This window comes from Streptomyces sp. NPDC054932, from assembly GCF_053610205.1.
This window is the reverse complement of the sequence record NZ_JBSGXU010000035.1, coordinates 12,448-33,982: the sequence shown is the minus strand read 5'-3', so window position 1 is coordinate 33,982 and position 21,535 is coordinate 12,448. Positions and strand designations below refer to the sequence as shown.

General features: G+C 71.6%; 21 protein-coding genes and 1 riboswitch. Of the genes, 8 read left to right on the top strand and 13 right to left on the bottom strand.

Annotated elements, in window-relative coordinates; translation table 11 throughout:
* Window positions 1–230: 230 nt before the first annotated feature.
* Window positions 231–1,424, bottom strand: coding sequence for a S8 family serine peptidase (locus ACWGE1_RS12905; protein WP_453420534.1), 1,194 nt, complete (start codon window positions 1,422–1,424; stop codon window positions 231–233).
* 365 nt (window positions 1,425–1,789) lie between these two features.
* Between ACWGE1_RS12905 and ACWGE1_RS12900 the strand changes: the two genes are divergently transcribed.
* Window positions 1,790–2,164: a protease inhibitor I9 family protein gene (locus ACWGE1_RS12900; protein ID WP_453420533.1), complete on the top strand. Its 375-nt coding sequence runs from the start codon at window positions 1,790–1,792 to the stop codon at window positions 2,162–2,164.
* 7 nt (window positions 2,165–2,171) lie between these two features.
* On the opposite strand, the gene ACWGE1_RS12895 is transcribed toward ACWGE1_RS12900, so the two are convergent.
* The 3 genes from ACWGE1_RS12895 to ACWGE1_RS12885 form a co-directional block, all read right to left on the bottom strand.
* Window positions 2,172–3,596 (bottom strand): outer membrane protein assembly factor BamB family protein, encoded by a 1,425-nt coding sequence (locus tag ACWGE1_RS12895; protein WP_453420532.1) that lies wholly within the window; start codon window positions 3,594–3,596, stop codon window positions 2,172–2,174.
* Window positions 3,597–3,640: 44 nt separating this feature from the next.
* Window positions 3,641–4,381, bottom strand: a complete 741-nt coding sequence (locus ACWGE1_RS12890) for an SDR family oxidoreductase (RefSeq protein ID WP_453420531.1) — start codon at window positions 4,379–4,381, stop codon at window positions 3,641–3,643.
* Between the two features lie 77 nt (window positions 4,382–4,458).
* Entirely contained in the window at window positions 4,459–5,058 is a 600-nt protein-coding gene (locus ACWGE1_RS12885) for a phosphoribosylanthranilate isomerase (protein WP_453420530.1), read from the bottom strand.
* 124 nt (window positions 5,059–5,182) lie between these two features.
* Here ACWGE1_RS12885 and ACWGE1_RS12880 point away from each other — a divergent pair, with 124 nt between their 5' ends.
* Both ACWGE1_RS12880 and ACWGE1_RS12875 read left to right on the top strand, forming a co-directional pair.
* The gene (locus ACWGE1_RS12880) at window positions 5,183–5,344 is read left to right on the top strand and encodes a hypothetical protein (protein WP_453420529.1); all 162 of its coding nucleotides are present in this window, start codon (window positions 5,183–5,185) and stop codon (window positions 5,342–5,344) included.
* A gap of 9 nt (window positions 5,345–5,353) precedes the next feature.
* Entirely contained in the window at window positions 5,354–5,764 is a 411-nt protein-coding gene (locus ACWGE1_RS12875) for a Uma2 family endonuclease (RefSeq protein ID WP_453420528.1), read from the top strand.
* A gap of 92 nt (window positions 5,765–5,856) precedes the next feature.
* On the opposite strand, the gene groL is transcribed toward ACWGE1_RS12875, so the two are convergent.
* The 4 genes from groL to thrC form a co-directional block, all read right to left on the bottom strand.
* Window positions 5,857–7,479, bottom strand: coding sequence for a chaperonin GroEL (gene groL / locus ACWGE1_RS12870; RefSeq protein WP_033223630.1), 1,623 nt, complete (start codon window positions 7,477–7,479; stop codon window positions 5,857–5,859).
* A 328-nt stretch (window positions 7,480–7,807) separates the two neighbouring features.
* Window positions 7,808–8,014, bottom strand: coding sequence for a cold-shock protein (locus tag ACWGE1_RS12865; protein WP_030009783.1), 207 nt, complete (start codon window positions 8,012–8,014; stop codon window positions 7,808–7,810).
* A 417-nt stretch (window positions 8,015–8,431) separates the two neighbouring features.
* The gene (locus tag ACWGE1_RS12860; RefSeq protein ID WP_453420527.1) at window positions 8,432–8,710 is read right to left on the bottom strand and encodes a MoaD/ThiS family protein; all 279 of its coding nucleotides are present in this window, start codon (window positions 8,708–8,710) and stop codon (window positions 8,432–8,434) included.
* A gap of 36 nt (window positions 8,711–8,746) precedes the next feature.
* The gene (gene thrC / locus ACWGE1_RS12855) at window positions 8,747–10,021 is read right to left on the bottom strand and encodes a threonine synthase (protein ID WP_301369964.1); all 1,275 of its coding nucleotides are present in this window, start codon (window positions 10,019–10,021) and stop codon (window positions 8,747–8,749) included.
* A gap of 17 nt (window positions 10,022–10,038) precedes the next feature.
* A riboswitch (SAM riboswitch) is annotated at window positions 10,039–10,196 on the bottom strand.
* 184 nt (window positions 10,197–10,380) lie between these two features.
* Here thrC and ACWGE1_RS12850 point away from each other — a divergent pair.
* Both ACWGE1_RS12850 and ACWGE1_RS12845 read left to right on the top strand, forming a co-directional pair.
* Entirely contained in the window at window positions 10,381–11,331 is a 951-nt protein-coding gene (locus ACWGE1_RS12850; RefSeq protein ID WP_453420556.1) for a glucosyl-3-phosphoglycerate synthase, read from the top strand.
* Window positions 11,332–11,377: 46 nt separating this feature from the next.
* Window positions 11,378–12,808: an alpha,alpha-trehalose-phosphate synthase (UDP-forming) gene (locus tag ACWGE1_RS12845; RefSeq protein ID WP_453420526.1), complete on the top strand. Its 1,431-nt coding sequence runs from the start codon at window positions 11,378–11,380 to the stop codon at window positions 12,806–12,808.
* A gap of 74 nt (window positions 12,809–12,882) precedes the next feature.
* Here ACWGE1_RS12845 and otsB read toward each other — a convergent pair whose 3' ends face one another.
* From otsB to ACWGE1_RS12830, 3 genes are read right to left on the bottom strand one after another with little or no spacing between them, the layout of a single operon-like run.
* Entirely contained in the window at window positions 12,883–13,731 is an 849-nt protein-coding gene (gene otsB, locus ACWGE1_RS12840; protein ID WP_453420525.1) for a trehalose-phosphatase, read from the bottom strand.
* Between the two features lie 33 nt (window positions 13,732–13,764).
* Window positions 13,765–14,001, bottom strand: coding sequence for a DUF3263 domain-containing protein (locus ACWGE1_RS12835; protein WP_453420524.1), 237 nt, complete (start codon window positions 13,999–14,001; stop codon window positions 13,765–13,767).
* 47 nt (window positions 14,002–14,048) lie between these two features.
* On the bottom strand, window positions 14,049–15,347 hold the full coding sequence (locus ACWGE1_RS12830; RefSeq protein WP_453420523.1) for an extracellular solute-binding protein: 1,299 nt from the start codon (window positions 15,345–15,347) through the stop codon (window positions 14,049–14,051).
* Between the two features lie 176 nt (window positions 15,348–15,523).
* Here ACWGE1_RS12830 and ACWGE1_RS12825 point away from each other — a divergent pair, with 176 nt between their 5' ends.
* The 3 genes from ACWGE1_RS12825 to ACWGE1_RS12815 all read left to right on the top strand — a co-directional run bounded on the left by ACWGE1_RS12825 (window position 15,524) and on the right by ACWGE1_RS12815 (window position 18,637).
* A complete protein-coding gene (locus ACWGE1_RS12825) occupies window positions 15,524–16,456 on the top strand; it encodes an ROK family protein (protein ID WP_453420555.1) in 933 nt (310 codons plus the stop codon).
* Complete coding sequence (gene nagA / locus ACWGE1_RS12820; RefSeq protein ID WP_453420522.1) at window positions 16,456–17,619, top strand: N-acetylglucosamine-6-phosphate deacetylase; 1,164 nt, start codon at window positions 16,456–16,458, stop codon at window positions 17,617–17,619. The genes ACWGE1_RS12825 and nagA overlap by 1 nt, the downstream gene beginning before the upstream one ends.
* A 100-nt stretch (window positions 17,620–17,719) precedes the next feature.
* Window positions 17,720–18,637, top strand: a complete 918-nt coding sequence (locus ACWGE1_RS12815) for a 1-phosphofructokinase family hexose kinase (RefSeq protein ID WP_453420521.1) — start codon at window positions 17,720–17,722, stop codon at window positions 18,635–18,637.
* A gap of 19 nt (window positions 18,638–18,656) precedes the next feature.
* On the opposite strand, the gene ACWGE1_RS12810 is transcribed toward ACWGE1_RS12815, so the two are convergent.
* Window positions 18,657–19,667, bottom strand: a complete 1,011-nt coding sequence (locus ACWGE1_RS12810; RefSeq protein ID WP_453420520.1) for a CBM35 domain-containing protein — start codon at window positions 19,665–19,667, stop codon at window positions 18,657–18,659.
* Between the two features lie 68 nt (window positions 19,668–19,735).
* Window positions 19,736–21,475 (bottom strand): diguanylate cyclase CdgB, encoded by a 1,740-nt coding sequence (cdgB, locus tag ACWGE1_RS12805; RefSeq protein ID WP_453420519.1) that lies wholly within the window; start codon window positions 21,473–21,475, stop codon window positions 19,736–19,738.
* Window positions 21,476–21,535 lie beyond the last annotated feature (60 nt).

Below are 21,535 nucleotides of genomic sequence, written 5' to 3'. Positions count from 1 at the left end.
CGTCAACCGGCGAACGCCCCGGGGTGCGGCCCTCCCGTACATCGGGTATGTCGCACGGAGGACTTGAGCCATCCGCCCCCGCCTGGCCCAGCCGCGGATACCGCCCGGGAAGGCCCTTTGCGCACGCTGCAGAAAGGGTCTTCCCCGGGCATTTGTACGGGTGATCACCCGTATGTCGTATCCCGTGAAAGGTCCGGGAAATTCACCCGTACGGGCGACCGGCGGGCGGGTCAGAGACCGGCGGTGTACAGCAGCTTGTTCGGGGAGGACTTGCTGACGCTGGTCAACACGTCCTTGGTGGACTCCTCCTCGAGGAACGCCGCGACCTCCTCGGGGGCTGCGCCCGGGTGCGCCTGCTTGTACAGGACGGCGACACCGGCGGCGTGCGGGGCGGCCATCGACGTGCCGTTGAGAGCCACGCTGCCGCCGCCGAGCTTGGCGGAGACGATGGCCTGGCCCGGCGCGTAGAGGGTGACGCACGAGCCCCAGTTCGAGAAGTCGGTCTCCTCGTCCCACTCGTTGCTCGCCGCGACCGTCACCACGCGCGAGGCGGACGCCGGCGAAACGAAGCACGCGTCCTTCGCGGAGTTGCCCGCCGCGATCACCGGCAGCACACCGGCGTCGGTGACCGCGTCCGCGGCGGCGTTGACCGTGTCCGACCGCTCCCCGCCCAGGGAACCGTTCAGCACGGCCGGCTGCTTGGCGTTCTTGGCCACCCAGTCCAGGCCCGCGATGATCCCCGACCAGGTGCCCTGGCCGTCGCAGCCGAGGACGCGGACGCTGACCAGGTTCGCCTTGCGTGCGATCCCGTACGTCTTGCCCGCGAGCGTGCCGGCGACATGCGTGCCGTGACCCTGGCAGTCCTGTCCGTTCCGGCCGTCGTTGATGGCGTCGAAGCCGAAGGTGGCACGTGTGGCGTCGGGCCCGCCGAACTCGGTGTGCTGGTAGTCGATGCCGGTGTCGAGGACGTACGCGGTCACCCCGGCGCCGTTGCCCTCAACGGTGAAGTTCTTGTCGAGGGGCAGCTCCTTCTGGTCGATGCGGTCCTGCCCCCACGAGTTCGACGGGGACCGCATTCCCTCCACGGTGGCCGGCCTCGGCACCGACTGCACCTTCGCGTCCTCCTCGACCGACTTCACCCCCAGGGCGTTGCGGACGATCGTCAGCTGGAGCGGGGTCATCGGCACCGCGAAGCCGTTGATCGCCGAGGTGTAGACGAACGAGGGCTTCAGGCCCAGCTTCTGCGCGGCCTCGGCCGCGTCCACCCCCTTCTCCAGCGTCACGATGTACTGGCCGGGCACCGGGTTGGCAGCGGTCGTCAAAGGCGCCGGGGTCGGCTCCGGGGCCGCGGCGGAGGCGGTACCGGCCGCGACCGGAGGGACGGTGAGGAGCGCGGCGGCGGCCAGGCGTGCGAGCAGGCGCATGGAAGGAACTCCCTGACGGGGGTGGAAGGAGGCATGGGGGAGCCGCCCTCACGGCACCAGGTGCTCCTGCGGGGGCGGCCCTCAGCTCCATCGCTGCCACCTCTCCGCGGCTTGAACCACCGGATCACCTGGTTGCCCGTCCAGTGCCGCGTCGACACGCCCCGTCATGCGCACCGTGCAGAAAGGGTTGTCCCGATGTGCCGTACCGCTCGCGCCCCGGCCCGCACGGCCGTCGGGCCGCCCCACAGGATCACCCGTACGGTCCGCCGCCGGACCAGGGGGCGCACGGCCGGTGCGCCGCCCGTGACCCCGCCACACCCGAGGGCGTCGTTGACCGGCCCCGTCGCGCGTGATGCCCTCCCCCCATGCGCATCCGTCTGAGCCGAGCCCTGCCCGTGGCCGTCGCCGTACTGGCCGCCGTCGCCGCCCTGCCCGTGTCCGCGGCCACCGCCGCCGTGCGGGAACCCGTACCGCACACGGCTCCCGCCGCCGACCACGCCACCTACATCGTCACCGTGCAGGAGGACAGCGACCCGGCCGAGGTGGCGGACCGGGTCGGCGTCACCCCGGTGCACGTCTACCGCTCCGCCCTGCACGGCTTCGCCGCCCGGCTGAGCCCCGAACAGGTCGCGGCCCTGGAGGACATGCCGGACGTCGAGTCCATCGAGGAGGACGGCCGGGCGGGCGGTTCCGGAGGCTCCGGGAGTTCCGCGGGCGCGGGGGGCGCCGGGGGCTGCTGAAGCCCGGTCACCAGCCGAAGACGGGGTCGATGTCGAAGATCGGCGGCAGGGTGCCGCTCCGGTCCAGGTTGACGAAGACGTACGAGCCGGGCGGGCCCGGGAAGAACGCGAACGGCCCGCCCAGCGGCAGGTCGCGCAGGACCGTGGGCTCGGCGCGGCGCTTCCCGTCGGCCAGGCCGCGGTGGGAGAGGTAGGTCCACCAGCGGTCGGAGGTCACCACGCCGACCCTGCCCGGACCGGTCGGGGCGAGTCCGCGGACCTCCTCGTCGCCGGCGTCCGCGTGCCAGGCGCGCCGGCCGTCGGCGAGGGAGTACGCGGACACCCCGTTGCGCCTCCCCTGCTTCACCGGGGTGACCAGCAGGCCGCCGGTCACGATCGGGGACGGCTCGCTCAGCAGGTCCCCCGCCGGACCCGAAGCGGGTACGGAGCCCCGGGCGCCGCCCGCGTCGTCGAACAGCAGCACCGCGTCCGTGCCGGTCCCGGCCGTCTCCGTGACCCGTACCGCGGGCGGGGCGGCGGACAGCACCCGCACCTCGCGCAGCCGGCTCGCCGTGGGCAGCGGGGTCTGCCAGGCGCGCGTTCCCGTACGCACGTCGACGGCCGTGATCCGGGCCGAGTCCCCGCACTCCTCCACGTACATTGCGCGATCCGCCGTCCCGTCGACGGCCTTCACCGTGCAGTCGGCCGGGACCGGTACCCGCCAGAGCTCCCGGCCGCCGCGCAGGTCCAGACCGGTCACCGTGTCCCGGTCCGCCACGACGGCGGCCGGGCCCGCCACGGCCACCAGCGCCCGGCCGGTGTCCCGGGTCCACAGGCGCCGGCCCTCCGCCAGGTCCACGGCGACGACCTGTGATCCGCAAGCGCCCGGGCTCTCCCCGTACAGGAGGAGGCCGACGCCCGACGGGGCGGTCCTGCTGAGCGCGCAGAGCGGCGTACGCTCCGGGGCGGGCAGCCGCCAGCCCCTGCGGCCCTCCCCGTTGAAGGCGACGAGGCCGTCCGTGCGGGCCCGTACGAGCATTCCGGGCCGGGTCTCCCAGACACCGACCGCAGCCGCCGCCGGATGCACCGGCTGCTGCCACCCGGACAGGTCCATCTGCGGGCCGCGCATCCACTCGAAGCCCAGCCAGCCGGGCCACAGCGCCGCCAGCGCCACGAGGACGGCGAGCACCCGGGCGGGCACCGGGGCGCGGCCGTGGCCGCGCCTGCGCCGTCCGCACCGCAGCAGCCATGCGGCGGTGGCGCACAGGAGCAGGGAGAGCACGAGCGCGCCGAGGCCGCGCGGGCAGCTCGCGGGGGTGCACACCCGGCCCGGGACGTCGACGGCCGCCATCTTCACGAGGAGCACCAGGTACAGGGCCGCCACCGCGGCGAAGGCGGCGGCAGCGGCGAACCCGGCGTGACCCAAGAGGCGCTCGCGCAGCGGTCGTTCCATGTCCATGATCCCCCCGACGGCAGCGTAGCCGCCCGTCCCGGGGGTCAGAGACCGGCGCCGCCGGTCGCGTCGACCACGCGGCCCGTCACCCAGCGGGCGGCGTCGGAGGCGAGGAATCCGACGACGTCGGCGATGTCCTCGGGGCGGCCGACCCGGCCGAGCGCGGCGAGGGAGGCGGCGTGCGCCTCGGCCTCGGCGTTGCCGCGCAGCCAGCCGGCGTTGACGTCGGTGTCGACGATGCCGGGCGCGACCGAGTTCACGGTGATGCCCCGCGCGCCCAGGGCCTTGGCGAGGTTCAGCGTGAGGTTGTCGAGCGCGCCCTTGGTGGCCGCGTAGGCGAGGATCTCGGGCATCGCGATGCGGGCGGCGCCGCTGGAGACGTTGATGATCCGGCCCCCGTCGCGCAGCCGCCCGAGGGCCTCCTGGACGACGAAGAACGGCGCCCGGACGTTGACCGCGAAGACCCGGTCGAAGTCCTCCTCGGCGACCTCGCCGAGCGGCACGGGCAGTCCGATGCCCGCGTTGTTGACGATGATGTCGACCCCGTCCAGCCCCAGCGCGTCGTACGCCGCCCAGAGCGCGGCGGCGGCGCCGGGCGCGCCGAGCTCCGCCCGGAGCGCGTGGGCCCGGCCGCCGTCCTTCGTGATCCGCTCGACGGTCTCCCGGGCGGCCGCCCCGTCGCTGGCGTACGTGAGCACGACCGTGATCCCGTCGGCGGCGAGCCGCTCGGCGACGGCCCGGCCGATGCCCCTACTGCCGCCCGTGACCAGCGCGTTCTTGCCCATGGTGGATCCCCCTCATTTCCTTAACGATCACTACAGAATGAACGTAGCACGATTTCCGTAATGGTCGCTACAGAAAACTAGGCGCGGGCCGCCTCGATGAAGGCGCGGATCAGCACGGGGTCCTTCACACCGCGCTCCCGCTCCACCCCGCTGGACACGTCCACACCCCACGCGCCGGTGGCCGCGAGCGCCTCGCGCACATTGCCCGGATCGAGCCCGCCGGCCAGCAGCCACCGCCCCTCGGGCGCGGTGAAGTCCGCCGACCCCCAGTTCCACGGCTTGCCGGAGCCCGGGTCGGGCGCGTCCAGCAGCAGCAGGTCCTCGCCGTACTCACCGCAGCGCTTCACGTGCTCGGCGGTGGCCCGCAGCAGGGTCCGGCCCTCGGCGCGCAGCGCCGCGAAGTCCCCGGGCCCCTCCTCGCCGTGCAGCTGCACGCCCCGCACACCGCTCTCCTCGGCGAACCGCCGCACCTCCGCCACCGGCTGCCTCCGGAAGACGCCGACGGTGAGCACCCCGGCGGGGACCCGTGCGGCGAGCTCCCGCGCGGTGGCGGCGTCCACGGTACGCGGGCTCCCGGGCGCGAAGACGAATCCGACGGCGTCCGCCCCGGCGGCCACGGCCACGTCGACGTCGTGCGCGGTCTTGAGTCCGCAGATCTTGACGAAGAGATCGCTCATGCGACCAGTCAACCAAAGCCCCTCGTACGGTGGTGATGCGTCTCGACAACCGGGCGGGCCCGCCCTCCCGCCACTAGCCTGGAGAGCATCACAGCCTGTGCGCAGCACGCCACGGAGGACCACGATGACGATCATGATCGAACGGGCCACACCTATGGAGCAGGCGGCACCGCCGACGTTCGAGACGCTCCTGCGCACAGTTGAGGAGATGGACACGCCGGACGGCTTCAAGGCCGAGCTCATCCGGGGGAAGATCGTCGTGTCGCCGTTTTCCACGCTGCGCTAATTGCGTCGTATGCGTGCGCTGCGTGAACAGCTCCAGGCCCACGCCCCCGAAGGACACATCGCGGAAATCGCGCCCTTCCTCTTCCGCTTCTCGGCAGCGGAGCGGGCGTACGGGCCCGACCTCTTCGTGGCCGACGAATCGGCCTTCGACGGCGAGGGCCGGCACGCGGACGGGGCGGCCCTGTCGCTCGTCGGGGAGTTCACGTCCGTCTCCACCAGGGACGCCGACTGGACCGAAAAGCTGGACGTGTACGGCCGACTCGTACCTGTCCACATGGTCGTCGACATGCAGGACTCGGAGATCACCTGCTTCTGGGACCCCTCCCCGCACGGGTACCGCTCCCGTACGACGGTGTCCTTCGGCGAACCCCTGCACGTCCCGGACCCCTTCGGCTTCGACATCGACAGCTCGGGCTTCTGACGACATCCGAAACGCCCGAGGGCGGCACCCCCGTGGGGGTGCCGCCCTCGTTCGAGAACAGCCGATCAACCAGTGGCCGGAGCCGGGGTCGATCAGAAGTCCATGTCACCACCCGGCATGCCGCCGCCCGCGGGGGCACCGGCCTTCTCGGGCTTGTCGGCGATGACGGCCTCGGTGGTGAGGAACAGCGCGGCGATCGACGCGGCGTTCTGCAGGGCGGAGCGCGTGACCTTCGCCGGGTCGATGATGCCCTCGGCGATCATGTCGACGTACTCGCCGGTCGCGGCGTTCAGGCCGTGACCGATCGGCAGGTTGCGCACCTTCTCGACGACGACGCCACCCTCGAGACCACCGTTGACGGCGATCTGCTTGAGCGGGGCCTCCAGCGCGAGCTTCACGGCGTTGGCGCCGGTCGCCTCGTCACCCTCGAGCTCCAGCTTCTCGAAGACCGCGGAGGCCTGCAGCAGGGCCACGCCACCACCGGCGACGATGCCCTCCTCGACGGCCGCCTTCGCGTTGCGAACGGCGTCCTCGATGCGGTGCTTGCGCTCCTTGAGCTCGACCTCGGTCGCGGCGCCGGCCTTGATGACGGCCACGCCGCCGGCCAGCTTCGCGAGGCGCTCCTGGAGCTTCTCGCGGTCGTAGTCCGAGTCGGAGTTCTCGATCTCGGCGCGGATCTGGTTCACGCGACCGGCGACCTGGTCGCTGTCACCGGCACCGTCGACGATGGTGGTCTCGTCCTTGGTGATGACGACCTTGCGGGCGCGGCCGAGCAGGTCGAGACCGGCGTTCTCCAGCTTGAGGCCGACCTCCTCGGAGATGACCGTGCCGCCCGTGAGGATGGCGATGTCACCGAGCATGGCCTTGCGGCGGTCACCGAAGCCCGGGGCCTTGACGGCGACGGACTTGAAGGTGCCACGGATCTTGTTGACGACCAGGGTCGACAGGGCCTCGCCCTCGACGTCCTCGGCGATGATCAGCAGCGGCTTGCCGGACTGCATGACCTTCTCCAGGAGCGGCAGCAGGTCCTTGACCGAGCCGATCTTGGAGTTGACGATCAGGATGTACGGGTCGTCGAGGGACGACTCCATGCGCTCCATGTCGGTGGCGAAGTACGCCGAGATGTAGCCCTTGTCGAAGCGCATGCCCTCGGTGAGCTCCAGCTCCAGACCGAAGGTCTGGGACTCCTCGACGGTGATGACGCCTTCCTTGCCGACCTTGTCCATGGCCTCGGCGATGAGCTCGCCGATCTGGGTGTCGGCGGCGGAGATGGAGGCCGTCGAAGCGATCTGCTCCTTGGTCTCGACATCCTTGGCCTGGGCGAGCAGGGCGGCGGAGACGGCCTCGACGGCCTTCTCGATACCACGCTTGAGGGCCATCGGGTTGGCACCGGCGGCCACGTTGCGCAGGCCCTCGCGGACCAGCGCCTGGGCCAGCACGGTGGCGGTGGTCGTACCGTCGCCGGCGACGTCGTCCGTCTTCTTGGCGACTTCCTTGACCAGCTCGGCGCCGATCTTCTCGTACGGGTCCTCGAGCTCGATCTCCTTGGCGATGGAGACACCATCGTTGGTGATCGTGGGGGCGCCCCACTTCTTCTCAAGGACGACGTTGCGACCCTTGGGGCCAAGGGTGACCTTGACGGCGTCGGCGAGCTGGTTCATCCCACGCTCGAGGCCGCGGCGGGCCTCCTCGTCGAACGCAATGATCTTGGCCATCTGAAGTGGTCCTCCCGGACAGCGGTGGATTGCTCCCAGGACCGCGCCCGCGCCCGCGACGGACGGCCTGCGTGCCCGGCGGTTCCTTCCCACCGGACCCTGCGGGCCTCACCGACCCGGTCCTCGTTCAGTAGCACTCTCACCGGGAGAGTGCTAACGCCAATGATTAGCACTCGACCCCTCCGAGTGCAAGCGGCTCGGGGGAACGCCCCGCTACTACCGGGCACACGCACGAGGGGCCCCCATCCCGTGTCCAGGATGTGGGCCCCTCGTGCGGTCCTGCAGGTCTTCAACGAAAGCTGTGTGTCGGCGGTCGATCGCGCCAGGACTAGCCGAGTGCGAGTTTGACCATGTCCGCCTGCGGACCCTTCTGGCCCTGCGAGATCTCGAACTCGACCCGCTGACCCTCTTCAAGGGTGCGGTACCCGTCCATCTGGATGGCGCTGTAGTGGACGAACACATCCGCACCACCGTCGACCGCGATGAAGCCGTAGCCCTTCTCCGCGTTGAACCACTTGACGGTGCCCTGAGCCATGCCTAACTCCCCTATTACTGGCCCTTGCGCAGGAACGCACTTCGCGATCCCGGGTCAGAACTTGCGTCGGAACGCGTCGACCGAGGCTGAATGTATCTGCGCGGATGCTGTCTGCAACAGGTCAATCCGATGAGAATTCTGGACACCGAGAAACATTGAAATAGAGTGAAAATTTGCCATACTCCAGGGCAACTCGGGCCCGACATATCTCGCCAAAGCCCCATACCGCACTTGCACATTGGCCCGATGTCGACCCTCACGCGGCCCGTTCATATGCGGCGGGCAAGAACAGCGGAGGGGACTTCCCCAACCCTACCGTGCCCAATCAAGCAGAATTGCCCCCTCCGCTTTTAGCGGAGGGGGCAATTTCGGTTTGCGCGTGTCACCTGGAGGTGACCCGGGAGGCGATCCGGGGAATCAGCAGCCGCCGGCCACGGCCGGGATGATCGAGACGCCGGCGCCGTCCGGCGTCACCGCCTGCAGCCCGCCCTCGAAACGCACGTCGTCGTCGTTCACGTAGACGTTCACGAAGCGGCGCAGCTTGCCCTGGTCGTCCAGGACGCGCGCGGCGATGCCCGGGTGGTTCTTCTCCAGGGACTCGATGACCTCGGAGAGGGTCGCGCCCTCGGCCGGGACCTCGGCGGCGCCGCCGGTGTAGGTGCGCAGGATGGTGGGGATGCGGACGTTGACGCTCATGGCGCTACTGCCTTTCCGGGAGTACGTGGAGGGTGGTCAGGCCAGGCCGGCGGCGCGGAACGCGTCCAGGCTCGGGCGGATGGTGGCGGTCTGCCCGCTGTCCGCGGCCACCGCCTCCAGGGTCTTGAGGCCGTCACCGGTGTTGAGGACGACGGTGGTCAGCGTCGGGTCGAGCTGCCCGTTGTCGATGAGCTTCTTCGTGACGCCGACGGTCACACCGCCCGCGGTCTCGGCGAAGATGCCCTCGGTCTGCGCGAGGATCTTGATGGCCTCGACGACCTGCTCGTCGGTCACGTCCTCGACGAAACCACCGGTGCGGCGGGCGATGTCCAGGACGTACGGGCCGTCCGCCGGGTTGCCGATCGCGAGGGACTTGGCGATGGTGTTCGGCTTCTGCGGGCGGACCACGTCGTGACCGGCCTTGAAGGCGGTCGACACCGGGGAGCAGCCCTCGGCCTGGGCACCGAAGATCTTGTACGGCTTGTCCTCGACGAGGCCGAGCTTGATGAGCTCCTGCAGACCCTTGTCGATCTTCGTCAGCTGCGAGCCGGACGCGATCGGGATGACGATCTGGTCGGGCAGCTGCCAGCCGAGCTGCTCGCAGATCTCGTACGCCAGGGTCTTGGAGCCCTCGCCGTAGTACGGGCGGAGGTTGACGTTGACGAAGCCCCAGCCCTCGCCCAGCGGGTCGCCGATGAGCTCGGAGCAGAAACGGTTGACGTCGTCGTAGTTGCCCTCGATGCCGACCAGGTCGCCGCCGTACACACCGGCCATGACGACCTTGCCCTGCTCCAGGTCGTGCGGGATGAACACGCAGGAGCGGAAGCCGGCGCGGGCGGCCGCGGCGCCGACGGCGCCGGCCAGGTTGCCGGTCGAGGAGCAGGACAGGGTGGTGAAGCCGAAGGCGCGGGCGGCCTCGACGGCGATGGCCACGACACGGTCCTTGAAGGAGTGCGTCGGGTTGCCGGAGTCGTCCTTGACGTAGAGCTTGCCGGTGATGCCCAGCTCCTTGGCCAGGTTGGCCGCGTCCACGAGCTTGGTGAAGCCGGGGTTCAGGCTGGGCTTGGCGGCCACGTCCGCGGGGACGGGCAGCAGCGGCGCGTAGCGCCAGATGTTGTTGGGGCCGGCCTCGATCGCCGCGCGCAGGGCTTCGGGGTCGCCGGTCGGGAGGTCGTAGGCGACTTCCAGCGGTCCGAAGCACTCGGCGCACGCGAAGATGGGGCCGAGCTCGAAGCGGGTACCGCACTCACGACAGGAAAGGCCGGTGGCAGGTCCGAGATCAACAGAGGTGGCGACAGTCTGTGCAGCCATGATGGCGAGGCCCTTTCTCCTCATCTTCCCCATGGCGCACTTCGCCATGAGACGGAATTGGCACCTTCCCTAGCCGGGGACCTCGCTGACGAGCGCTGATGCGCGATCGCGAGAACCGACTGGAGGGTTGCCGGGGCTTCAACGGGCCGTGTCCCTCTGCCCCTCTGGATGAGCGGTATGGCACCGGGCGACACGCTCTGTGGCGCGCCCGGGCGTTTGTCACGAGGACCCCCGGCATGCGGTGGTCCTTCGCGTTGTTCAAGACTGTAACCGAAGGCACGCGCGGTTGAGACAGGCGTCCGAACCGCGAGATGGATCACATAACGGCGGATATCGCCGACGAGCAGGGAGTACTGAGGGTGCTGGAAGAGGTGGAGCGATGGCTGGCCGACCGCTCCTGGTCCGCCGCCGACCGACCGCTCGACCAGCTGCTCGACCGGAAACGGGCGGCCGGGACCACGGTCAGCGTCGTGCTGCCCGCCCTGAACGAGGAGGCGACCGTCGGCGCGATCGCCGAGGTGATCCGGCGTGAGCTGATCGAGGGACTGCCCGTCCCTCTGGTGGACGAACTGGTCGTCATCGACTCGGGCTCCACCGACCGCACCGCGGAGGTCGCGGCGAAGGCCGGGGCCCGCGTGGTGCACCGCGACGACGTGCTGCCCCGGATCCCGGCGCTGCCCGGCAAGGGCGAGGTGCTGTGGCGCTCCCTGCTGGTCACCGGCGGGGACATCGTCTGCTTCGTCGACGCCGACCTGCGGGACTTCTCCGCCGCCTTCGTCTCCGGGATCGTGGGACCGCTGCTGACCGAACCGGACGTGCACTTCGTCAAGGCGATGTACGACCGGCCGCTCGGGTCCACTCCCGGACAGGGCGGCCGGGTCACCGAGCTGGTCGCCCGCCCGCTCCTCAACCTCCACTGGCCGCAGCTGGCCGGCTTCGTGCAGCCGCTGGGGGGCGAGTACGCCGTACGCCGCTCCCTGCTGGAGCGGCTGCCGTTCCCCGTCGGGTACGGCGTCGAGCTGGGCCTGCTGGTCGACGCGCTGCACACGGTCGGGCTGGACGCGCTGGCCCAGGTGGACGTCGGCGTACGGCTCCACCGCCATCAGGACGGGCAGGCGCTGGGCCGGATGGCCGCGGCGATCTACCGCACCGCGCAGGTGCGGCTCTCGCGCGGGCACCTCGTACGGCCCGAGCTGACGCAGTTCGAGCGCGGACCGGAGGGCTTCGTACCGCGGACGTACCCCGTGGACACCGAGGAGCGGCCGCCGATGGCCGGCATCGAGGAGTACGCACTGCGTCGCGTGGCGTGAGGAAACGTACGGTTTGAGCGGGCACGGCCCGGGCTAGGTTGGCCGCATGGCTTCCCAGGTGCTCGTCGCAGCGAACCGCGGCCCCCTCTCCTACGCCCTCGCCGAGGACGGGACGCTCAGCGCCCGGCGCGGCGGGGGCGGTCTCGTCTCCGGACTCTCCGCGGCCCTCGCGGAGCAGCCGGAGGCACTGTGGATCTGTGCGGCGCTCTCGGACGCGGACCGGGAGGCGGTCCGCCGGGGCACGGCCGAACCGGGCGTCCGGATGCTGGACATCGATCCCACGATGTACGACGACGCCTACAACGGAATCGCCAACTCCGTGCTGTGGTTCACACACCACCACCTGTACGACATCCCGCGCGAACCGGTCTTCGACGCGGAGTTCCGCCGACGGTGGGACTCGTACGAGCGCTACAACCAGGCCTTCGCCGACGCCCTGGCCGAGGAGGCGGCGCAGGGCGCGTCCGTCCTGGTCCAGGACTACCACCTGGCGCTGGTCCCCGGACTGCTGCGGGTGCTCCGACCGGACCTGCGGATCGCCCACTTCACGCACACCCCGTGGGCCTCGCCCGGCTACCTCGCCATGCTGCCCGACGTCGTCCGCGAGACCCTGCTGTGGGGCATGCTCGGCGCGGACGTGCTCGGCTTCCACACCGAGGCGTGGGCGGCGGAGTTCCTGGGATCCGCGCAGCTGGACGACGCGTACGGCCGGTCCTCCGTGCGCAGCGGCTCGGTGGTGGAACACCGCCGGTACTCGGTGTGGCCGGACCGCACCACCCGAGTGCGGGCGTACCCGCTGGGCGTGGACGGGGACGAACTGCGGGCGCTGGCGCACCGGCCGGAGGTGAACGACAGGCTGGCGGAGCTGCGGGCGGAGGTCGACGGCCTGCGGACGATCGTCCGCGTGGACCGCACGGAGCTGTCGAAGAACATCCTGCGCGGCCTGCTGGCCTACCGGGAACTGCTGACCACGCGCCCGCAGTGGCGGGGCCGGGTGGTCCACCTGGCATCGGCGTACCCCTCGCGGCAGGACCTGCGGGTGTACCGGGACTACACGGACGCGGTGACGGCGCTGGCGGCGGAGATCAACGCGGAGTTCGGTACGGAGGACTGGCAGCCGGTGCTGGTGTCGGTGAAGGACGACTTCGCGCGCTCGCTGGCGGCGTACCGGCTGGCCGACGTCGCGCTGGTGAACCCGGTGCGGGACGGGATGAACCTGGTGGCGAAGGAGATCCCGGTGGTGTCGGAGGCGGGGTGCGTGCTGGTGCTGTCCACGGGGGCGGGGGCGTACGAGGAGCTCCGCCAGGACGCGGTGACGGTGAACCCGTACGACGTGTCGCAGACGGCGCAGGCGCTGCACACGGCGCTGTCCATGCCGGTGGGTGAACGCGTGGAACGCACGAAGCGGCTGGCCGCTGCCGCGACGTCCCTCCCCCCGGCGGCCTGGTTCACGGCCCAGCTCTCCGCCCTGACCTGAGCCGGCCCGCGCCACCGCTGCCGGGGCGCCGGCCCCCGGCGACGGCGCCGCGGACGCCGGAGGGGCTGGGTACGTCAGCCCCGCAGGGCAGTGGCCAGGGTGGCCAGGAAGGCGGCCACCGTGCCCGGTCCGGGGAGGACGAGGTCGGCCCGCGCGGCGAGCTCGGGGACCTCGGCCGAGCCACTGCACACCAGCAGCCCCGGCAGCCCGTCCGTGCGGCCCTTCTCCACCGCGGCGTAGGCCGCGAGGTCCCCCAGGTCGTCGCCCGCGTACAGCACCGCTTCCGCTTCCCGCTCCGCCAGGAACTCGGTCAGGGCGACGCCCTTGTCCATGCCCGGCGGCCTCAGCTCCAGCACCGCCCGACCCGGCTCGACCATCAGACCGTGCCGCGCCGCCAGTTCGGCCAGCGGTTCCCGCAGGGCCGCGAAGGCCGCCGCCGGGTCCTCCGCGCGGCGGGTGTGGACGGCGAGCGCGCGGCCCTTCTCCTCGATCCAGGTTCCGCGCCAGGCTCCGATGGAGTCCAGGAAGCCCGGCAGTTCCGCCCGGACCGCCGCGACCCCGGGGTGCTCGGCGGGGGCGTGGACCAGTCCGGACACGGCGTCCCAGCGCTCGGCCCCGTAGTGGCCGAGGACGACGAGGTGTTCCAGTCCGGGGACCCCGGCGAAGCCCCCGTAGCGGACGGCGACGCTCGCCGGCCGTCCGGTGATCACCGCCACCGAGTCGACCTCGGGGGCGAGCGCGGAGAGGGCCGGGACGGCTGCGGGGTGGGCTCGGGCCTGGTCCGGGTCGGGGACGATGTCGGCGAGGGTGCCGTCGAAGTCCAGGGCGACCACGGACCGGCGCGGTGCGCGGAGCAGGGCTTCGAGTCCCTCGCGTCCGGCTGCGGTGATTGGCATCGGCAGGTCGTGCGGATGACTCCCCATACGCACGACCCTAACGGCCCAACCGTGCGACGGCTATCGCCTGGCCCGCTGTGCCTCGCGGATCCTGCGCAGCCGGTTGACCGTGCCCGGGGCGTGAGCCAGCGCCCGCGGGTCGTCCATCAGCGCGTTGACCAGCTGGTAGTAGCGGACGGGGGTCATCCCCAGCCCTTCCCTGATGGCCCGTTCCTTGGCTCCGGGCCCGGGCCAGGTGCGTCCCTCGTACGCGAGCACCGCGGCCTCCGTGGCCGTCAGCTGCCCCTCGTCCGTCATACCGCCAGATTAACGCCGCCGTCTGACACCCGGCCCGTCGGCGCCGGTCAGCGCGGGTCGGCGGTGCGGGCGGTGGTGGCGATCTCCTCCAGGACCTTCGCCGGCTGCCCGCCCGGCTGGACGGTCTTGCCGATGTTCTGCTTGATGTCCTCGCTGACGCCCGCCCAGGACTTCTTGCCGACGGGGTACAGCCGCGAGCTGGGCAGCGCCGTCAGGAAGGGCTTCAGCCGGGCCGCCGGACCGCTCGTGGCGGCCTGCTTCGCCTGGTAGCCGCTGGTGGTGGCGGGCAGCAGGTCGTACTTCTCGGTGAAGGCCGTCACGTTCTTCGGCTGGTACAGGAAGTCCAGGAACTTGCCGGACTGCGCGCGGTGACCGTTCTTGAAGGCCATGACCCAGTCCGCGACGCCCATCGCCGGCTCCTCGGCCCCGGTGGCCGTCGGCAGCGGCACCATGCCGAACTTCACGCCCTTGGCCTCGGCCTGCTTCATCAGCGACGGGTGCCCGTTGAGCATGCCGACCTCGCCCTTGGTGAAGGCGTCGAAGGCGGCCTGCCGGTCCAGCTTGCCGGGCTCCACGGGTCCGGTCAGCTGCTGGCCGACCATCTTGTCCCGCAGGAACTCCAGCGCCTTGACGTTGTCGGCGGAGTCGATGGAGTACTGCTCCTCGTTGTCGGTGTAGCCACCGCCGCCCGCGAGCATCCACATCATCGTCTCGGCCTGCGCCTCCTCGCGGCCCAGCGGCAGCGCGAAGGGGGTGGGCACGCCCGCCGCCTTGAGCTTCTTCGCGGCCGCCTCCAGGTCCGCCCAGCTCTTCGGCTGCCAGCCCTTGGCGTCCTTGCCGATCACGCCGGAGTCGGCCAGCAGCTTCTCGTTGTAGAAGAGCAGCCGGGTGCTGGACACGAAGGGCATCCCGTACTGGACCTGCTTGACCTTGCCCGCGTCCGCGAGCGGCCCCAGGAAGTCGGCCTCGGTCTTCACCGAGAGCAGCTCCGCCGTCGAGTAGAGCTTGTCGGCGGCCGCGTAGTCGGCGTAGGCGCCGATCTGCGCGATGTCGGGCGCCTTGCCGGCCTTGACCATCTCGGCGACCTTGGCGTCGACCTCGGACCAGGAGTAGACGCTGACCTCGACGTTGATGCCCGGGTTGGCCTTCTCGAAGCCGTCGGCGAGGTCCTTCCAGTAGGCCTGTGAGGAGTTCTGCGGATTGTCCCCGTAGTCGGCCGCCACGACCCGCAGGGTCACCTCGTTGTCTCCGGTGAGTCCACCGAGGGCTCCGCAGCCGGTCAGCGTCACGGCGGTCAGGCACAGCGCGGCGCCGGAAGCGGCCAGCCTCAGGTAACGGCCCTTCACAGTTCTCCATCCACCCCTTGTTGTACGTACGATCCACGTAAGGTCTACACCACTTTGGCGGCTTGTCCACATCGGGCTCCCGGCCGGGGTCCCGATTTTGTATGGCCGCTCAACAATCTCCCTCATTGGACTAGACCTTTCCCCGCCGAGCACGCGAGACTGTCTCTGTGAAACCCGTGAAACACGTCATCGCCCTCGATGTGGGCGGCACCGGGATGAAGGCCGCCCTCGTCGCCGACGACGGCACCCTGCTCCACGAAGCGCGCCGGGCCACCGGCCGCGAGCGGGGCCCCGATGCCGTCGTCGAGACGATCCAGGACTTCGCCGCCGAGCTGCTCGACACCGGCCGGGAACGCTTCGGGCGGCCCGCGTCGGCCGCCGGCGTCGCCGTCCCGGGCATCGTCGACGCCGAGAACGGGATCGCCGTCTACGCGGCGAATCTGGGCTGGCGCGACGTACCGATGCGCGCCCTGCTCGGCAGCCGCCTCGGCGGCATCCCCGTCGCCCTCGGCCACGACGTGCGCACGGGCGGCCTCGCCGAGGGCCGCATCGGCGCCGGCCGGGGCGCCGACCGGTTCCTCTTCGTCCCGCTGGGCACCGGCATCGCCGGAGCCATCGGCATCGCCGGCCGCATCGAGGCCGGCGCCCACGGCTACGCGGGCGAGATCGGGCACATCGTGGTGCGCCCGGGCGGCCCCGCCTGCGGCTGCGGCCAGCACGGCTGCCTGGAGACCCTCGCCTCCGCCGCGGCCGTCAGCCGCGCCTGGGCGGCCGCCTCCGGCGACCCGCAGGCCGATGCCGCGCACTGCGCCAAGGCCGTCGAATCGGGTGACGCGCGCGCCCGGGAGGTCTGGCTGGCCGCCGTCGGCGCCCTCGCCGACGGGCTCGTCACCGCGATCACCCTGCTGGACCCGCGCACGCTGATCATCGGCGGCGGGCTGGCGGAGGCCGGGGAGACCTTGTTCACACCACTACGGACGGCCGTGGAGGAGCGCGTGACGTTCCAGCGGCTCCCCCACATCGTTCCGGCTGCCCTCGGGGACACCGCCGGATGCCTGGGCGCAGGGCTGCTCGCCTGGGACCTACTCGCCACGGAGGTACCTGCCTGATGTCCGGAAGCGCACACAGCACTGTTCTTTCCGGCGCCAGCGTGGTGCTGCCCACCGGCACGGTGGCGAACGGCAGGATCATCGTCGACGGCGACCGCATCGCCGGCAGCGCCCACGAGGGCGCGCGGACCGTCGACCTGTCCGGGCACTGGATCGTCCCCGGCTTCGTCGACATGCACAACCACGGCGGCGGCGGCGCCTCGTTCACCTCCGGCACCGCCGAGGACGTCCTCAAGGGCGTGCGCACGCACCGCGAACACGGCACCACCACCCTGGTCGCCTCCACCGTCACCGGGGACCTGGACGAACTGGCCCGCCGGGCCGCCCTGCTCGCCGAACTGACCCAACAGGGCGAGATCGCCGGCATCCACTTCGAGGGGCCGTTCATCAACCCCTGCCGCAAGGGCGCGCACAAGGAGGACCTGCTGCGCGACCCCGACCCGGCCGAGGTCCGCAAGCTGATCGACGCCGCGCACGGCGCCGCCCGCATGTTCACCCTCGCCACCGAACTGCCGGGCGGCCTGGACTCCGTACGGCTGCTGGCCGAGCACGGGGTCATCGCGGCGATCGGCCACACGGACGCGACCTACGAACAGACGCGCGCCGCCATCGACGCGGGCGCGACCGTGGCCACCCACCTCTTCAACGCGATGCCGCCCCTCGCCCACCGCGAACCCGGCCCGATCGCCGCCCTGCTGGAGGACGAGCGGATCACCGTCGAGCTCATCAACGACGGCACCCACCTGCACCCGGCCGCCCTGGAACTGGCCTTCCACCACGCGGGCGCGCACCGCGTGGCGCTGATCACCGACGCGATGGACGCGGCCGGTTTCGGCGACGGGACCTACCACCTGGGCCCGCTGGAGGTCGAGGTCAAGCACGGTGTGGCACGGCTGGTCGAGGGCGGCTCCATCGCCGGCTCGACCCTGACCCTGGACACCGCCTTCAAGCGCTCGGTGACCCTCGACAAGCTGCCGGTGGAGTCCGTGGTCCAGGCGATCTCCGCCAACCCGGCCAAGCTGATCGGCCTGTACGACGAGATCGGCTCGCTGGAGCCCGGCAAGTACGCGGACCTCGTCGTCCTGGACGCCGGATTCGACGTCCGGGGCGTCATGCGGCGCGGCGAATGGATCGTCAGCCCGCCCGTCCGACCGGCGATCTGACGGCCAGGAGGCTCCGAGCAGGGAAGACGGTCGGCCCGAGGACTGGGCCGACCGCCTGGTCTTTGGCATGATCCCGGCAGCAACAGACCCGGGAGTGCCCATGATCCTTACCGTGACGCTCAACACCGCACTCGACGTCACGTACCAAGTGCCGCGGCTGCTTCCGCACGCCTCGCACCGGGTCTCCGCCGTCGCCGAACGCCCCGGCGGCAAGGGGATCAACGTGGCGCACGTACTGGCCGCGCTCGGCCACGAGGTGACCGCGACGGGCTTCGCGGGCGGCCCGGTCGGCTCCGTCGTCCGGGGGCTGCTCGCGCGCTCCCCGGGCGTGGTCGACGCCCTGGTGCCCTGCGCGGGCAACACCCGCCGCACGGTGGCCGTGGTCGACGCGGCCTCCGGCGACACCACCCAGTTCAACGAGCCGGGCCCGCTGATCACGGCCGCGGAGTGGTCGCGGTTCCTCGCCCGCTACGAGGAGCTCGTGCGGGGCGCCCGCGCCGTGGCCCTGTGCGGCAGTCTCCCGCCGGGCGTGCCGGTGGGCGCGTACGCGCTGCTCGTACGGTCGGCCCGCGCGGCCGGGGTCCCCGTCCTCCTGGACACCGGCGGCGAGGCCCTGCGCCGCGGCGTCGCCGCCCGCCCCGAGATCATCAAGCCGAACGCCGCCGAACTGGCCGAGCTCACCGGATCCCGCGATCCGCTGCCCGCCACCCGCGACGCCCGCCGCCGGGGCGCCCACGCGGTGGTCACCTCGCTCGGCCCGGCCGGCCTGCTGGCCGCCACCCCCGAGGGCACCTGGCAGGCGGCCCCGCCCCGCCCGCTGTCCGGCAACCCCACCGGAGCCGGGGACTCCGCCGTCGCCGGCCTGCTGTCCGCCCTGGCGGAGGGCCTGGCCTGGCCGGACCGCCTCACCCGCGCGGTCGCCCTCTCGGCGGCCACGGTCCTCGCCCCGGTGGCGGGAGAATTCGACCCCCGCACCTACGAAGAGGTACGGGGGTCGGTGAAGGTCACGTCGGCCTAGAAGGCCGTGGCGGCGGGGATCAGCCCTGCTCCAGCCACAGCTGGTCGATGTTGACGTTGCAGCTGTTGCCGGCCTCACAGGACAGCTTGATCGTGTTGGTGCCCTTTTCGAGGTTCACCTGGCCCCAGGTCGTCTGCCAGCCCTTCTCCCAGTCGCCCTTGGGCGACTTGGCGAAGTTGCGCATGCTGATCGGCGACTCGTTGGCCTTGCCGTTGACGGTCAGCGTGCCGTTGGCGTCCTCGCCGGGAATGCCGAAGCGCACGTAGAACCGGTACTTGCCGGCCTTGGGGACGTCCAGGGTCCAGGTCACGGCCGCGCCGGGCTGGTTGAACCTGCCGACGTACTGGCCGCCCGAGCTCTTCGCCCCCGGCACCGTGGTCTCCAGGGCCGCGCCGCCCGTGATGGACATGCCCGCACCGGCCGCCTCGCCCTTGGGCAGCGCAGCCTCGGACGGCTTCGCGCTCGGGGCCGGGCTGTTCGGGTTCTCGGGGGCCGCCGACTGCTGGCCGCTGTTCGCGACGGGCTCCTGCTTGCCCTTGTCCTTGTCGCCGAACTGCAGCGCCGCGACGATGCCGACCACGACCACGGCGACCACCGCGACGGCCGCGATCAGCAGACCGCGGCGGCTGGAGCCACCGCCGCCACCGTGACCGCCGGAGTGCGCGATCGACTGGGTCTGGTGCTGCGGGGGCTGCGCCTGCTGCGGAACGCCGTAGCCGCCCGCCTGGAGCGCTTCCGGGGCCTGGTACTGGGCCTGGTAGCCCTGGGCCTGCTGCTGGGGGACGGGGCCGCGCTGGCCGCCGTTCCTGCGCTCGCCGACCGTACGCACCTGGTGGTGCGAGGTGCGGGGAACCCCGGGCTGCGGGCCGGAAGGGCCGCCCCCCGCGGGTCCCGGGTAGCCGTATGCGCCGCCCTGACCTGGCGGTGTGGCTCCGGCCGCCTGGCCATCCTCGTAGAGATAGCCGAACGGATCGTCGTCCTCGGGCTTGTTCGCCCCACCGTGCGGGCCGTTGTTCGCGGGCGTCGTCATCGCAGGTCACTCCTTTCGACCCCCGGGAGCCTACCCCGAACACGTGCACCCACGGGCGGCAGACCGCCTCAGCCCGCCCGGCGATGCGCCTTGGACCGCGACCGCTTCTCGATGTACATCCGCTGGTCGGCCGAGCGCAGCACCTCGTCGGCCGACATCCCGCAGCTGGCCCATCCGATGCCGAAACTGGCCCCGACCCGCACCGCACGGCCGTCCACGCGGATCGGGGGGATGATCGCGTTGCGCAGCCTGACCGCGAGGTCGGCGGCGTCCGCCGCGCCGAGGCCGTCGGCCAGGACGACGAATTCATCACCACCCAGCCGAGCGACGGTGTCACCGTCCCTGACGCCCGTCGTCAGCCGCCTGGCGACCTCGATCAGGACCGCGTCACCCGTGTGGTGCCCGAACCGGTCGTTGATCGACTTGAAGCCGTCGAGGTCGCAGAAGAGGACCGCGAGCCCCTTCGTACCGTCGTCGATGTCGGTCGCGGGCGCCACCGTGTGCACGTGGTGGTCGTACGGACCGTCCGTCGGGGCGGCCGGGGCCCCGGGGAACTCGAAGGGGTCGGCCCCGGTGAACCGGTCGGGGCCGTCGGGGTGAAACCCGTGCTCACCGGCACCACCCGCCTCCGCCCCCACCGGGTGCCCGTCGTGCCCCGCGTGTCCGTCGTATCCGTCACGCCCCTCGAAGGCCGCGTCCAGCGCCTCGACCGCGGTGGCCCGTACGGACTGCGGTCTGCGGCACAGCCGCGCGCCGAGCCGGGCCCGCAGCTCGGCGCTGTTGGGCAGGCCGGTCAGCGAGTCGTGACTGGCCCGGTGGGCGAGCTGGAGCTCGTGCCGCTTGCGCTCCTCGATGTCCTCGACGTGCGTGAGCAGGAAGCGGGGCCCGTCGGCGGCGTCGGCGACGACGGAGTTGCGCAGCGAGACCCATACATACGTGCCGTCGCGGCGGCCCAGGCGCAGCTCGGCGCGGCCGCCCTCGGCGGAGGTGCGCAGCAGGGTGCCGATGTCCTCGGGGTGGACCAGGTCGGAGAAGGAGTAGCGGCGCAGGACGGAGGCGGGGCGGCCGAGCAGCCGGCACAGGGCGTCGTTGGTCCGCAGCAGCCGGCCGTGCTGGTCCCCGCCCATCTCGGCGATGGCCATGCCGCTGGGCGCGTACTCGAAGGCCTGGCGGAACGACTCTTCACTGGCACGCAGTGCCTGCTGCTCGCGCTCCAGCCGGACGAGGGCGCGCTGCATGTTCGCCCGGAGCCTGGCATTGCTGATCGCAATCGCCGCCTGGAAGGCGTACATCTGGAGCGCTTCGCGGCCCCAGGCGCCGGGCCGGCGGCCGTTGCGCGGTCTGTCCACCGAAATGACACCCAGAAGTTCCCCGGCGGACGCGTACATGGGTGCGTAGAGCCGGTCCTCGGGGTGCCACTCGTCCTCGAACCGCGGATCGGGGCCGTCGGTGTGCCACTGGGGGACGTCGTCCTCCAGGAGGACCCAGCCCTCGGTGTGCGGGATGAACCTGAGCCCGTCCCAGTTCTCACCCATCGTCAGGCGGCGTTCCCAGGAGGCGCGGGAGCCGACCCGGCCGGTGATGAGAGCCTCCGCCGCGGGGTCGCCGGCGAAGGCGGCGACGACGAGATCACCGTCCGGGCGAACGAGGTTGACACAGGCGAGTTCGTAGCCGAGGCCCACGACGATGCCGTCCACGACGGTCTGCAGAGTGTCCGCCAGGCTCCGGGCCGTATTGAGCTCGGCCACCACCCGGTGCAGCTGCCGCAGGGTCGCAAGACGGACGTACGGCTCCGACTCGGTCTCCATTGCTCGCTCTCCCCGAGACCTCGACAGCAACTCCAGGTTTGTCATCGGCGTTTCGTTGCG

Bases quoted from the DNA above. Each gene is read 5' to 3' on its own strand.
- otsB (WP_453420525.1), bottom strand. From the start codon at position 13,731: ATGGGGAGTCATCCGCACGACCTGCCGATGCCAATCACCGCAGCCGGA.
- ACWGE1_RS12860 (WP_453420527.1), bottom strand. From the start codon at position 8,710: ATGAGCGTCAACGTCCGCATCCCCACCATCCTGCGCACCTACACCGGC.
- cdgB (WP_453420519.1), bottom strand. From the start codon at position 21,475: ATGGAGACCGAGTCGGAGCCGTACGTCCGTCTTGCGACCCTGCGGCAG.
- ACWGE1_RS12900 (WP_453420533.1), top strand. From the start codon at position 1,790: ATGCGCATCCGTCTGAGCCGAGCCCTGCCCGTGGCCGTCGCCGTACTG.
- ACWGE1_RS12895 (WP_453420532.1), bottom strand. From the start codon at position 3,596: ATGGAACGACCGCTGCGCGAGCGCCTCTTGGGTCACGCCGGGTTCGCC.
- ACWGE1_RS12875 (WP_453420528.1), top strand. From the start codon at position 5,354: ATGCGTGCGCTGCGTGAACAGCTCCAGGCCCACGCCCCCGAAGGACAC.
- groL (WP_033223630.1), bottom strand. From the start codon at position 7,479: ATGGCCAAGATCATTGCGTTCGACGAGGAGGCCCGCCGCGGCCTCGAG.
- ACWGE1_RS12865 (WP_030009783.1), bottom strand. From the start codon at position 8,014: ATGGCTCAGGGCACCGTCAAGTGGTTCAACGCGGAGAAGGGCTACGGC.
- ACWGE1_RS12845 (WP_453420526.1), top strand. From the start codon at position 11,378: ATGGCTTCCCAGGTGCTCGTCGCAGCGAACCGCGGCCCCCTCTCCTAC.
- ACWGE1_RS12890 (WP_453420531.1), bottom strand. From the start codon at position 4,381: ATGGGCAAGAACGCGCTGGTCACGGGCGGCAGTAGGGGCATCGGCCGG.
- thrC (WP_301369964.1), bottom strand. From the start codon at position 10,021: ATGGCTGCACAGACTGTCGCCACCTCTGTTGATCTCGGACCTGCCACC.
- ACWGE1_RS12885 (WP_453420530.1), bottom strand. From the start codon at position 5,058: ATGAGCGATCTCTTCGTCAAGATCTGCGGACTCAAGACCGCGCACGAC.
- nagA (WP_453420522.1), top strand. From the start codon at position 16,456: ATGTCCGGAAGCGCACACAGCACTGTTCTTTCCGGCGCCAGCGTGGTG.
- ACWGE1_RS12815 (WP_453420521.1), top strand. From the start codon at position 17,720: ATGATCCTTACCGTGACGCTCAACACCGCACTCGACGTCACGTACCAA.
- ACWGE1_RS12905 (WP_453420534.1), bottom strand. From the start codon at position 1,424: ATGCGCCTGCTCGCACGCCTGGCCGCCGCCGCGCTCCTCACCGTCCCT.
- ACWGE1_RS12810 (WP_453420520.1), bottom strand. From the start codon at position 19,667: ATGACGACGCCCGCGAACAACGGCCCGCACGGTGGGGCGAACAAGCCC.
- ACWGE1_RS12880 (WP_453420529.1), top strand. From the start codon at position 5,183: ATGACGATCATGATCGAACGGGCCACACCTATGGAGCAGGCGGCACCG.
- ACWGE1_RS12835 (WP_453420524.1), bottom strand. From the start codon at position 14,001: ATGACGGACGAGGGGCAGCTGACGGCCACGGAGGCCGCGGTGCTCGCG.